Here is a 13008-nt window from a genome sequence, read left to right as displayed (position 1 = left end):
TCTACCTACTATAATGTAAATAAAATTCAAAATCTGTTAGTATTTGTCGGTAGAAACAGACAAATTTCTTAGTTTACTGTAAGCCTCAAGCGTCATTTCTTCATTCTTATTTTCTAAGGCTTCTAATATTGATAGAAAGCTTTTCCTTTTATATTCTTCTTTCGTTAAGTTTAATGAATAGTAATAATCCTTTAGAATCAGCCAAATTCTAGAGACTAAATGGTTGTCAGACCACTCCATAATATGATAAAAGAACTCATCGTCATCTACTTGGTCAGCTTCAACCCGTTCCTTTAACTTTTCTAACTGGCGGGGGTTAATTCTATACATTGCCAGCCGCAGGCAATCCATTTCAATTAAGTTCTTTGTTTCCACAACATCTTTTTTAGCTTTTTCATCCTGAAGAATGAAGGTGCCAAGCAATTGTACAAGCTGATTTCCACGAAAATCCCTTATAAAAGTTCCTTCACCACGTCTGGTCTCTATTAAACCTAACAACTCTAATGCCCTTAAAGCTTCGCGAACAGAAGAGCGCCCGACATTCAGGCGCTCGGATAATTCACGTTCAGAAGGGATTTTATCTCCAGTTTTCAAGCCATCTGCTGAAATCATTGCTCTTAGCTGTTTAACAATTTCGAGATAAACCTTAGTATTAGTCACTTACAACATCACTCACTTTTACCAATAATAGCGAGCCTCTTTGTTTTTTCCTTTATATCTTCAGGATCCACCTTCAAACGGGCAACACCTGTTTCCATTGCTGCTTTTGCAACGGCAGCTGCTACTTCTGGAGCGACTCTAGGATCAAAAGGTGCTGGAATTACATAATCTTCATTTAGCTCGGATTCACTTATTAAACTTGCAATGGCTTCAACAGCAGCCACCTTCATTTTTTCGTTAATATGAGTTGCCCGAACATCTAATGCACCACGGAAGATTCCTGGGAAAGCCAAGACATTATTCACTTGATTTGGAAAGTCAGATCTTCCTGTTCCTATCACCCTCGCACCCGCTTCTTTTGCAAGTTCCGGCATAATTTCAGGAACCGGATTAGCCATCGCAAAGATTACAGCATCAGAATTCATCGTTTCTACCATTTCTTTTGTTAATGCACCTGCTACCGAAACACCAATAAAAACATCAGCACCCTTAATGGCATCTTCTAGACTGCCAGTCAAGTTATCACGGTTTGTGAATTTAGCAACTTCTGCTTTGACATCATTCATTCCTTGCGGGCGTCCTTCGTAAATCGCACCCTTTGTATCGCACATGATAATATCTCTTACTCCATAGCTGTATAATAATTTTATGATTGCAATGCCTGCAGCTCCTGCGCCATTTGCGACAACTTTAATTTCAGTTATTTTTTTGCCAATCAATTTTAATGCATTTACAAGTCCAGCCACTGTAACGATTGCCGTACCATGCTGGTCATCGTGGAAGATTGGGATATTTGTTTCTTTCTTCAATCTTTCTTCGATTACAAAACAGTTAGGTGCTGCGATATCCTCGAGGTTAACACCGCCGAACGTTGGTTCAAGTAACTTTACGGTTTCAATAATTTTCTCAACGTCAGTGGTATTTAAGCAGATTGGAAATGCATCTACACCAGCAAAGCTTTTAAATAGGACGGCTTTACCTTCCATAACTGGAAGTGCCGCTTCAGGTCCAATATTTCCAAGGCCAAGGACGGCTGTTCCGTCGGTTACTACAGCAACCATATTGCCCTTCATCGTATAATCGTAGACGGTTTCTGGTTTCTCATAAATTTCTTTACAAGGCTCTGCCACTCCTGGTGAATATGCTAAACTTAAATCCTTTGCATTTCGCACTGCTACCTTTGATTTAGACTCCAATTTCCCCTTGTTAATACGATGCATATGTAAGGCTTCTTCCCGTAAAGTCAAGACATGTCACCCCTTATATTAGTGCAAAACATTCAATACCCCTATTGTTTATCAGTGGTCAGACCACGCCATCTCTCTACAACTATAACATATCTGTGGTCGTTGTAAAGATTTATTCTCTCAAAACTACATTGTTAGAACCTAGTAAATCTCTCAGTAAGTCCAATAGCTTACCGCTAGGATTTATTGAATAATCATTACCCAATCTGACTGTTTTCTTAGTGGACTCATAATGGAGAACTACATTACTGTTACCCTTGTGTTCCTTAAATAATTTTTTTAGATGGTTTAAAGATTCATCGTCTTGTTTCTGTTCAATTACTTTTAAATACAAAATCGACGGCCTCTTGGTTTTTGCCGCTAACCATGCTGGCATTTCAAAGGCTTGTTGGATGTTAAATTGTCCTTTTCCCTCTCTTTCCTCCACTTTTCCTTCAATGACGGCAAAATTCCCTTGCTCTAAAATATGGGAAAACCTCTTGTAGACAGTTGGAAACGCAACTGCCTCCATTTCACCGCTAGCATCACTTACGGTAAAAAAGGCCATTGAATCTCCTTTCTTTGTTCGTATTTTTTTGGCAGCCGCTATATATATACCCGAAGCTACTTGCTTCTTGTCTGTCGATAGATTGTAGAGCATTTGTGCTCCTGCCTGCTCCAGTTCTTTACGGTAAATAGAAACTGGATGGTCTGAAAGATAAAAACCTAGCGCGATTTTTTCGTATGCGAGCTTATCCTCCTGCCTGATTGGATCGACGGAAACATATTTTGGCTTTAGAGACATTTCTTCCTCAGAGAACAATTCAAATTGATTCGACTCGTCAATTTTAAATAACTGTGCATGTTCAAGTGCAACATCGAGAGTGGCCAGTAATACCGCTCGGTCTTCACCAAATTCATCAAAGCTTCCTGAATGGACTAGTACCTCAAGGATTTTGCGATTGATAGCTTTTGAAGAAACACGGATACAAAAATCGAATAAATCGTCAAACCGTTTCTTCTTTCTCGCTTGAAAAATTCCTCTTAAAGCCGTACCGCCTACACCCTTAATCGCCGCTAAGCTATAACGAATACCCTTTTCTTCGACCTGGAAGGGGTAGTTGCTGTAATTGATAGAAGGGGGAAGGACCTCAATCTCCTTTTGTTTCGATTCCATGATGTATTGCGCAAGTCTTGTCTCATTGCCCACCGCTGATGTTAGCAGACCTGCCATAAAGTGAAGCGGGAAATTCGCTTTCAAATATGCCAGCTGATAGGCAATCATACTATAGGCAACGGCGTGGCTCCGATTAAATCCATAGTTTGCAAAGCGGACAATTAAATCATAAATCTCATTGGCAAGTATGCGGTCATACCCTTTTTGCAATGCACCTTGTACAAAGTGGTTTCGTTCCTTATCAAGTACCTCTTTTTGCTTCTTCCCCACCGCTCTCCTCAGTAAATCTGCTTCACCTAGAGAAAAGCCAGCCATCCTTGAGGCAATCTGAATGATTTGTTCTTGATAGACAATGACACCATAGGTATTTTCCAAGATGGGTTTTAAATCAGGGTGCGGATATTCAACAGGCTGGAGTCCATGTTTGCGATCAATAAAGAGCGGGATATTTTCCATCGGTCCTGGACGGTAAAGGGCATTAACTGCTACGATATCTTCAAAGCGGGATGGTTTCAAACGGGATAAAACCTTTCTCATTCCTTCAGATTCAAGCTGAAAAATACCTGTGGTCTCACCTCGTGCCAGCAATTCAAATGTCTTAGCGTCTTTCAAATTGACTGAACGAATATCTACTTTTTTACTAGTTCTCCGATTGATGGAAGCGGTAATCGACTCAATTAACGATAGATTTCTTAACCCCAGAAAATCCATCTTTAATAGGCCGATTTCTTCTAGATGTTCCATGGAGTACTGAGTTAAATACACATTGTTATGGCCTTGCTGAATGGGAATTAATTCAACTAACTGCTTTTGACTTATCACAACCCCCGCTGCATGCGTAGAGGTATGGCGTGGAAGTCCTTCAAGCTTCATAGCAGTTTCAAATAGCCTGCGGTTTAATGGACTTTCATCAATAAACGCTTTAAGCGGCTTAGATTCTTTATATGCTTCAGCTAATGTAATCCCTAACCGTCCCGGGATTACTCGCGAAAGTTGTTCCAATTCTTTTGGATTTAGACCAAACGCTCTGCCGACATCTCGTAAAGCGGCTTTTGCCGCCATCGTTCCAAAGGTAACAATTTGCGCAACATGCAATTCCCCATATTTCTTCGCAACATATTCAATTACTTCATCACGACGGTGGTCCGGAAAGTCGATGTCAATATCGGGCATCGAAATCCGTTCTGGGTTTAAAAATCGTTCGAATAAAAGATCATGTTCAATCGGATCAACATCTGTAATATATAGAACATAAGCAACGAGAGACCCTGCAGCGGATCCTCTTCCCGGTCCTGTAAAAATATCGTGTTCCCGTGCATACCTCATAAAATCCCATACAATTAAAAAATAATTGCTGAAGTTCATCCTATTGATCACCGATAATTCATAGGACAACCTTTCTACATACTCCACTAAGGGAGTCTGAAAACGTTCACTTAAACCTTTTTTGCACAAAGCTTCCAAATATTCTACTGCTGACATTCCGTTATTTGTTGGATATTCCGGTAGATATGTTCTATTTAATTCGATATTTACCTTGCACCTTCCTGCAATAAAGAGCGTATTTTCCAAAGCTTCAGGAATATCAGAAAAAACTTCAACCATCTCTGGAACAGATTTTAGCCAAAATTGATCCGTTCCTAATTTTTCCCTATCTTCTGCCTGCAGCTTAGCACCATTTTTAATTGCTAACATACATTCTTGCGCAAACATATCCTCTTTTTCTAGGTAATGGACTCGATTTGTTGCAACTAATGGAAAATTTAATTCCTTAGACAATACGAGCAGCTGTTTTGTTAACCTTTCTTCATCTGGTAATTGATGGTCTTGAATCGACATAAAGAAGCCTTCTTGTCCAAATATAAACTGAAATTTGAAAATTAACTCTTTGGCGAAATCTGGGCGGTCGTTCAGGATTGCCTGTTCAATCTCTCCTTCAATTCCTGGAGTAATCGCAATAAGCCCTTCAGCATAATGTCTTAACCATTTATAGGGAATTCCCTTTAATGCCTTTGTTTGGATTGCACTTGAAATCTTTAAAAGATTCTTAAATCCTCTATCATTTTCCGCTAGTAAGACAAGCGGAAAAGCATCTTCCTCTTCCTGTTCACTTTCTACGTCTACTGTTAAACCAATAATCGGTTTTAGATTATTTTTTATACACTGTTTATAAAATTCGATTGTACCGTACATTACATTTCGGTCTGTCAAAGCAAGCGCAGTATAACCTTTTTCCTTGGCATTACTGACCAATTCAGGTACCGAGGCAGTACTAGTTAATAAACTATAGGCACTATATACGTGAAGGTGAATAAAAGACATTTTGTCACCCCTTCTACCATTTTCTCTATCTTTAATTATAGAGCAAAAAAATGAAAAAAGGAAAATATGTTCTGCTTTTAAAATCCTTTTTCTACTCTCATAAATAACAAGGATTGTCCATATAGATGATATATAGACTTTGAATATTTGCAGAGGCGGTTGAAGCAATGAAAGAAATTGGTTTTTTCCCTACCTTTATTGAAAGTTATTTTATTGCATTAGGAGTTATTCTTGGCGGTGCTTTGATTGGAGGGATAGCAGCCTTTTTAACTGGACAACCACCGCTTACTGCTGTTTACCGGCTATCCACTGACCTAAGGATTTGGGCAATTGTGGCTGCCATTGGCGGTACCTTTGATGCCGTTTATAGTTTTGAACGTGGGTTATTCAATGCTGAAACTAGGGATATTTTTAAACAGCTTCTAATTATTCTTTCAGCATTAGGCGGGGCTCAGACTGGGGCTTTATTGATTAATTGGTTAACTCAGGAGTATATTTCATGAGAATACCACCTTATTACCGGCGACCATCCTGGCAGCGTTTTTTTGCAGGTACAGCCATTGGCGGAGCACTCAGCTGGACCATTTTTTTATATATTTTTGGTGTTTGGCAGGAAGAGCATACTGCCTTGATTGAAAAACAGACTAAGGAAATTGTCGATTTAAAAGAGGAGAAGAAAATTTGGCAGGAAGAATATAAAGAGATCAACAAGCGGACGATTGAACAGCTGACCATTCAAAAAATCAATGTCAAAATAGCCAATTTTGAAAAGTATAAACTCGATTCCTTGAGTGTTTTAGAGATAGAGGATTCTGTAAGAGATGATATCAGTATGATGATTGCAAAGGATATGGATACGGTTTATAAAAGTAAGGAACTGATTAAAAAAATTATTCAAAATAAAACCGTAAAAATCAATGATAAGCGCTATAAGCTTCAGGTTAGAGAAATTATCATTTACACTACCTTGTCCATTTCACTTGAAATTAGTTTTGAAGATTAGTAATCGGCCCCCCGTTTCTGGGAAGGGCCGATTACTTTTTTCTTAGTAATTTTTACAGACTTCTGTTAATTCTCTGATTACTTCTTCGGTTTCATCCCATGAGTAGATGCTGGCGCCTGATGCGAGCGGGTGGCCTCCGCCTTTAAATTTCCTAGCTACTCCATTGATTATTGGTCCCTTTGAGCGCAGTCGGACTCTTATTTGGTCCTCCTCTTCAATGAAGAATACCCAAGCTTTAACTCCTTTTACATTGCCTAAAGTTCCGACGAGCAAAGAGGCCTGAGGAGCAATGGCATCGTACTTATCTAATAGCTCTTTATTTAAAATAACTGAAGCAACACCGTCATCTGATAGTTCAAAGTTCTGCAATATGTAGCCATTTAATTTGATGATATTTGGCTCAAGGTCATACATACTATCATACAGCTCGGTCCTTGAGAATTTATAGTGGATTAATTCCCCTGCATAGGCGAAGGTTTTATCCGTTGTACTTGGAAAAAGAAATCTGCCTGTATCTCCAACGATTCCTCCATATAACAGCCGAGCAGCTTTATCATTTATTTTTAAGCCCTTATCTTTACCAAATAAGTAGAATTCATAGATCATCTCACTAACTGAACTAGCAGTCGTATCAACCCACCTGAAATCTCCGTAAGGATCTTCATTTGGATGGTGGTCGATTTTTATCAGCAGATCGCCTAATGTGTAGCGAGTATCACAAATCCTCTCTACGTTCGCTGTATCACAGACGATGACCAATGCCCCTTGATAGACTTCATCAGCAATCGTATCTAACCGTGACATGAAATGAAGTGATGGATCTTCCTCTCCGACGGCATAAACCTTCTTTTCAGGAAAGGAAGCTTTTACTATTTCGACCAACCCGCATTGAGAACCGTAAGCATCCGGGTCAGGCCGAACGTGCCGATGAACAATGATGGTTTCGTACTGTTTTATGTATTCTAAAATTTTCTCTTTCATAAGATCACCTAGTTTATTATTTTTTTCTATTGTAGCATTTTGTCCGAAATAAAGTTACAATGAAAAAAGATTTTTGATTTTGGAGGAAGATAAATGTCAGTTCTAGTTGTGTTTATTGTCATCTGTTTTGCCTTTTATTTATTTTATAAAACTAAATTTTTCAGGTGTAAACGACCTGTTGAGAAAAAGTGGCTTTCAGCAAAATCAAATATAGCTCTTGGCTTGTTTGTTGGATTATTTGGGATTAATCATGCGATCTATATTTCCATAACGACGATTGAATACATCATTGCTGCGATATTTATTATTTACGGCGGTGTGTTTACCTTAGTTGGGTATAAAAAGTACAAGCACTATCTACCTTTTGCCATTCAAGAAGCCGAAGGTGTTGACGCAAAATAAGTAAAGCAGCCGCTTCTCATCGGAAGCGGCTTTTTTATTTTCATCATATGCGATTCCCTAGCTTCTATCAAGCAATTGACACATCATCATCGCCTTACCTACTAGTATTCCCTCATTGAAGACTTCTACGTCAACTTTCCCGAATTTTCGGCCTACCTCTAGGACTCTTGGAAAAATTTCTAATACACTTTCGAGCTGGACAGGTTTGAAAAAATAGATGGTCATATTTTCTACCACAAGGTCTCCTTTTTTATAGCTTCTTAAAATTCGGTTGGCTGCATCGGAAACAACTGTAGTAAAAACTCCATAAGAGATTGTTCCAAGATGGTTCGTCATTTGCGGAGTAACCTCAAGGGTATAAACTTCCTCCCCCTTTGCTCTTCCGCTCATTAAAACCATTTGATTTGTGACGATGTCATCAATCGTTTCTCCCACTTGAGGCTGTCTTTGGTTCATCTGCAAGGCTTTCAAGACGTCCTGCCTGCTAATGATTCCCACTAAGCGATTAGAATCGTCCACCACCGGAAGAACCTCAATTCCTTCCCAGACCATCATATGGGCTGTTGAGGCGACACTTGTCTTACCGCTGACTGTCATCGGCTGTTTTGTCATAATCTTATCAATCGCTATTTCTAGGTTTTGTCCTAAAATATCTTTTGAGGTTACCATACCCTGGATTTTCATATTTTGGTCGACAACCGGGTAACGACTATGCATCGTTTTCTGATTAAATGCATGCCAATCTGCAACCTTATCAGATGTTCTCAAAAAGAATGTATCTGTGAGAGGCGTTAAAATATCTTCAACCAGAATAATCTCTTTTTTAATCAACTGGTCATAGATGGCGCGGTTAATCATCGTTGCAACTGTAAACGTATCGTAGCTTGTCGAGATAATCGGCATCTCAAGACGGTCTGCTAATTTTTTGACATGTTCATCCGTATCGAAGCCCCCGGTAATCAGTACAGCTGCTCCGGCTTTGAGTGCCAGTTCATGTGCATTCGTCCGGTTACCGACAATTAGAAGGTTATCTGGCCCTGTGTACCTCATCATCGCTTCTAGTTTCATCGCACCAATAACAAATTTATTAAGAGTTTTATGCAAACCCGCTTTACCGCCTAATACTTGGCCATCTACAATATTGACGACTTCTGCGTAAGTTAGTTTTTCAATATTTTCTTTTTTCTTTCGTTCAATTCGGATCGTTCCAACACGTTCAATCGTACTAACATAGCCTTTGTTTTCGGCCTCTTTAATTGCTCTATATGCTGTGCCTTCGCTCACATTCATCGCCTTGGCGATTTGTCTCACTGATATTTTTTCCCCAACAGGAAGCTCATCAATGTATTGTAAAATCTGTTCATGCTTAGTAGCCAAGACCTTCACCCTTTATCTTCTTATTCCTATTCATGGAGTCGAATAATTAATCTTATGGTTAATTATAAGGTGAAAAAAGGCTTGATTCAATGCAGTCGCTCACATATTTAGTGAAAAGAGCGAGATTTCTTCTTAGATTTTATCGGCTGATCCGCTTTCACTAGACGCTTCGGGCTGTATAATATAGCCGTCAGATTTCCTGCAATTACGATAAGTGCAAAAGCCAGCCAAACAAGTGAAAAGGTACCTTGAAGCCCTTCTGCATTGATTGATAATCTTGGAACTGCGAAGTATAGCATAAAACCGCATAATAAAAGACATAGCAAATATCTGTTCTTTTTCATCTTCATTTCCTCCCTTAAATATAACTGCTTGTATTATTTTTATGCCTGAGGAAGGAAAAAAAGTATTATAATTCTACCGTTTCACCTGATTCAAGAACTATCCCATTTTTAGCCTCTAGTAACTCTATGAATTTGGTCGGGTCCTGTTTGATCGGCGGGAAAGTATTGAAGTGGATCGGAACAATGACTTTTGCCTGTAAAAGCTTGGCAGCATAGGCAGCATCCTCTGGACCCATAGTAAAATTATCACCTATTGGCAGGAAGGCTAAATCAATGGAATGTCTTTCACCAATTAATTTCATGTCTGAAAATAAAGCTGTATCGCCGGCATGATACACTGTCTTACCTTCATTCATAAATAAGATTCCTGCAGGCATGCCGCAATAAATAATTTCTTGGTTTTCGGTAATATAGCTTGAACCGTGGAATGCTTGGGTGAGTTTCACTTTTCCAAAATCAAATTGATAGGCACCGCCAATATGCATGGCATGGGTTTTAACACCCTGCCAGCTTAGATACGTTGCAAGCTCATGGCTAGCAATTACTAGTGTGTCATGCTTTTTGGCTAACTCTACTGTATCCCCTACATGATCGCCATGCCCGTGCGATAAGATAATGACATCAGGCTTAATCTCTTCTACCTTAAGATCTGTTAGAGTGTTTCCAGTAATAAAAGGATCAATTAAAATGGTCTTCCCATTTGTTTGAATTTGTACAACAGAGTGTCCGTGATAAGAAACTTTCATCATGTAATCCCCTTTCAAAAATATATGTAGTATAACTTCCATCTTTAGAAGCCATTTCCTTCTTCCAACATACCCATTTTTCATACCATTTAGGACAATGAGTTGTTTTTGTTTATTTACATTTTAAGATTTCGTTGTTACTCTCAATTTATAATCTGTTTTTAGGAGGGGTTTTGTGAACGATCGATTACATAAACTACAGGATTGGATGAAAGAAGAGAATATTGAAGTTAGCTTCATCACTTCAACAGAAAATGTGTTTTATTTGAGCGGGTTTTATACGACACCACATGAACGACTATTAGCGTTAGTCGTATTTCAAGAAGAAGAACCATTTCTTGTCTGTCCAGGAATGGAAATCCACGATGCTAAGAGGTCTGGCTGGGCCCATGAAATAATTGGTTTTAGTGATATTGACCAGCCATGGGATTTAATAATGCGTGCCATAAAGAACAGAATTAAGGTAGTAAACAAAGTGTCAATTGAAAAAGAGCATATGAATGTTGAGCGGTATGAACAGCTCTCTAGATTATTCCCGCAGGCAGTTTCCGTCTCGGCCGAAGAAAAATTACGAACACTGAGAATGATTAAAGATGAAAAGGAATTAAAAATCATTGAAGAGGCATGTGCATTAGCAGATTATGCGATTGAAGTGGGCTGTAGTGAAATTACAGAAGGGAAAACGGAATTAGACATTTTAAACGCTGTTGAATTTGCTTTGAAGAAAAAAGGCGTAACCGAAATGTCGTTTTCTACAATGGTCCTTACCGGGGTAAATGCCGCTTCTCCTCATGGAAACCCGGGACAAACTAAGATTAAAAAAGGCGATTTGGTTCTATTTGATTTAGGCGTCGTTGTGGACCGCTACTGCTCTGACATTACTAGAACCGTCGCATATGGTGATATAAATGATAAGCAAAAAGAAATATATGATACGGTTTTAAAAGCACAGCTGGCAGCGATTGAAGCAAGTGTTCCTGGAGCTGCTGCAGCTGAGGTAGATCAAACAGCCCGCAAAATTATTTCTGATGCAGGATATGGTGAATATTTCCCACACCGCCTTGGCCATGGCCTTGGAATCAGCGTCCATGAATATCCTTCCTTAACAGAGACAAATCCATTGGTGATTGAAGCTGGAATGGTCTATACGATTGAGCCTGGAATTTATGTTCCTGAAGTAGCTGGTGTACGTATTGAAGATGATGTGTTTATTACTGGTGACGGTGCTAAAGTATTAACCAAGTTTCCAAAAGAACTAACCATCATCCGCTAGGTTAGATGGATTTTTTTTACATTGATTAAATGATTCAATTGATGTAATATACAAATACAGGCTGCGTTGTTCGTAGTGATAATAAAGTTTTAACCTTTAAACTGTAACAGGGAGTTTTACTATCGAAACCATAATGACAAGCCTCTGTCTATATTGACATGGAGGACATGCAGGAACGTTTCTGCGAACACCCACTTTGAGGAGTGGTGGTTTAAAACTTTCTTAACTGAGTTACGGCAAATGCGGCTTTATCAACTTGTTCTTTCTAAACCAGTTCCTTTAAGGAGCTGGTTTTTTCATGCATACAAAAAGGAGAACTCCATTAGTTGGGCTCTCCATTCCATCTTTAGAATTGTTGCAGCAAGGATTTTGTATCTGAGTATACAAGGCCATGTGCTTCAGCAACTGCCTCATAGGTTACAAAACCGCCGAGGGTGTTGATCCCTTTGAGTAAAGCATCATTATCTAGACATGCCTGTGTATAGCCCTTATTGGCTATTTGAATCGCATAAGGTACGGTTACATTGGTTAATGCAATTGTTGAAGTTCTTGGAACTGCACCAGGCATATTAGCAACAGCATAGTGCACAACACCATGTTTAATATACGTTGGATTGTCATGAGTGGTAATACGGTCGGTCGTTTCGAAAATACCGCCTTGATCAATTGCAATATCCACTACCACACTTCCTGGTGTCATCGCTTGAATCATTTCCTCTGTAACCAACTTTGGGGCCTTTGCTCCTGGAATAAGAACTGCACCGATGACTAAATCAGATTCTTTAACAGCTTCGGCAATATTATACGGATTTGACATTAAAGTAGTCACATCGGATCCAAAAATATCATCTAACTGGCGAAGACGATCTGGATTTAAATCAATAATCGTAACTTTCGCTCCAAGTCCAATTGCCATTTTGGCCGCATTTGTTCCTGCTACACCGCCGCCAATAATGGTCACAGTCCCTCTTTGCACCCCTGGTACACCTGAGAGCAGGATCCCTTTTCCTCCGTGCACCTTTTCTAGGAATTGTGCCCCAATTTGCGCTGCCATTCTACCAGCTACCTCACTCATTGGAGTTAACAATGGCAGCGAACGATTTGGAAGCTGGACTGTCTCATAGGCAATTCCAACTACCTTATTATCGATTAAGGCTTTTGTTAGCTCAGGCTCTGGAGCTAAATGTAAATATGTAAAGAGAATTAACCCTTCTCGGAAAAATTGGTATTCACTAGGTAGTGGTTCTTTAACCTTCATGACCATATCCATAGACCATGCTTCTGAAGCAGTGTCTACTATTTTTGCACCTGCAGAAGCATAATCTTCGTCCGTGAAACCGGAACCTAGTCCTGCTCCCTTTTCAATATAAACCTCGTGGCCAAAATTCAATAGGTTAAAAACACCCGCTGGTGTCATGGCAACACGGTTTTCATTGTTTTTTATCTCTGTAGGAACACCGATCCGCATGTACTTACCTCCAATTTATACTCTTCTTA

At 39.4% G+C, this 13008-nt stretch carries 12 protein-coding genes and 1 other RNA gene; 5 read left to right on the top strand and 8 right to left on the bottom strand.

Going from position 1 to position 13008, the window contains the following annotated elements:
• Positions 1–36: 36 nt before the first annotated feature.
• The 3 genes from BTR25_RS02480 to dnaE all read right to left on the bottom strand — a co-directional run bounded on the left by BTR25_RS02480 (position 37) and on the right by dnaE (position 5385).
• On the bottom strand, positions 37–612 hold the full coding sequence (locus BTR25_RS02480) for a FadR/GntR family transcriptional regulator (RefSeq protein WP_075686451.1): 576 nt from the start codon (positions 610–612) through the stop codon (positions 37–39).
• Positions 613–668: 56 nt separating this feature from the next.
• Entirely contained in the window at positions 669–1907 is a 1239-nt protein-coding gene (ystJ, locus tag BTR25_RS02475; protein WP_075685830.1) for an NADP-dependent malic enzyme, read from the bottom strand.
• 112 nt (positions 1908–2019) lie between these two features.
• A complete protein-coding gene (dnaE, locus tag BTR25_RS02470) occupies positions 2020–5385 on the bottom strand; it encodes a DNA polymerase III subunit alpha (protein ID WP_075685828.1) in 3366 nt (1121 codons plus the stop codon).
• 167 nt (positions 5386–5552) lie between these two features.
• Here dnaE and ytrH point away from each other — a divergent pair, with 167 nt between their 5' ends.
• Together ytrH and ytrI are read left to right on the top strand one after the other, a co-directional pair.
• Positions 5553–5888: a sporulation membrane protein YtrH gene (gene ytrH, locus BTR25_RS02465; protein WP_075685826.1), complete on the top strand. Its 336-nt coding sequence runs from the start codon at positions 5553–5555 to the stop codon at positions 5886–5888.
• Positions 5885–6388 carry a sporulation membrane protein YtrI gene (gene ytrI, locus BTR25_RS02460; protein ID WP_075685824.1) on the top strand — a complete coding sequence of 168 codons (504 nt, stop codon included), beginning with the start codon at positions 5885–5887 and terminating at the stop codon, positions 6386–6388. The genes ytrH and ytrI overlap by 4 nt, the downstream gene beginning before the upstream one ends.
• Positions 6389–6430: 42 nt before the next feature.
• Here ytrI and BTR25_RS02455 read toward each other — a convergent pair whose 3' ends face one another.
• Complete coding sequence (locus BTR25_RS02455) at positions 6431–7369, bottom strand: DHH family phosphoesterase (protein ID WP_075685822.1); 939 nt, start codon at positions 7367–7369, stop codon at positions 6431–6433.
• 93 nt (positions 7370–7462) lie between these two features.
• On the opposite strand from BTR25_RS02455, the gene BTR25_RS02450 reads away from it, so the two are divergent.
• Positions 7463–7771 (top strand): YtpI family protein, encoded by a 309-nt coding sequence (locus BTR25_RS02450; protein WP_075685820.1) that lies wholly within the window; start codon positions 7463–7465, stop codon positions 7769–7771.
• 57 nt (positions 7772–7828) lie between these two features.
• On the opposite strand, the gene BTR25_RS02445 is transcribed toward BTR25_RS02450, so the two are convergent.
• From BTR25_RS02445 to BTR25_RS02435, 3 genes are all read right to left on the bottom strand, one after another.
• Positions 7829–9148 carry a CBS domain-containing protein gene (locus BTR25_RS02445; protein ID WP_075685818.1) on the bottom strand — a complete coding sequence of 440 codons (1320 nt, stop codon included), beginning with the start codon at positions 9146–9148 and terminating at the stop codon, positions 7829–7831.
• A 107-nt stretch (positions 9149–9255) separates the two neighbouring features.
• The gene (locus BTR25_RS02440; protein ID WP_075685816.1) at positions 9256–9492 is read right to left on the bottom strand and encodes a hypothetical protein; all 237 of its coding nucleotides are present in this window, start codon (positions 9490–9492) and stop codon (positions 9256–9258) included.
• A 65-nt stretch (positions 9493–9557) separates the two neighbouring features.
• Positions 9558–10238, bottom strand: coding sequence for a metal-dependent hydrolase (locus BTR25_RS02435; protein ID WP_075685814.1), 681 nt, complete (start codon positions 10236–10238; stop codon positions 9558–9560).
• A gap of 175 nt (positions 10239–10413) precedes the next feature.
• Here BTR25_RS02435 and BTR25_RS02430 point away from each other — a divergent pair, with 175 nt between their 5' ends.
• Positions 10414–11511 (top strand): M24 family metallopeptidase, encoded by a 1098-nt coding sequence (locus tag BTR25_RS02430; RefSeq protein ID WP_075685812.1) that lies wholly within the window; start codon positions 10414–10416, stop codon positions 11509–11511.
• Positions 11512–11566: 55 nt separating this feature from the next.
• A non-coding RNA gene (gene ssrS / locus BTR25_RS02425) (6S RNA) lies at positions 11567–11764 on the top strand.
• Positions 11765–11857: 93 nt separating this feature from the next.
• Here ssrS and ald read toward each other — a convergent pair.
• Positions 11858–12979: an alanine dehydrogenase gene (gene ald, locus BTR25_RS02420; protein ID WP_075685810.1), complete on the bottom strand. Its 1122-nt coding sequence runs from the start codon at positions 12977–12979 to the stop codon at positions 11858–11860.
• Positions 12980–13008: the final 29 nt, after the last annotated feature.

The sequence above is a fragment of the Bacillus sp. MRMR6 genome, from assembly GCF_001940785.1.
In the GTDB taxonomy this organism is placed as follows: domain Bacteria; phylum Bacillota; class Bacilli; order Bacillales; family Cytobacillaceae; genus Neobacillus.
This window is presented reverse-complemented; position numbering and strand designations above follow the sequence as displayed.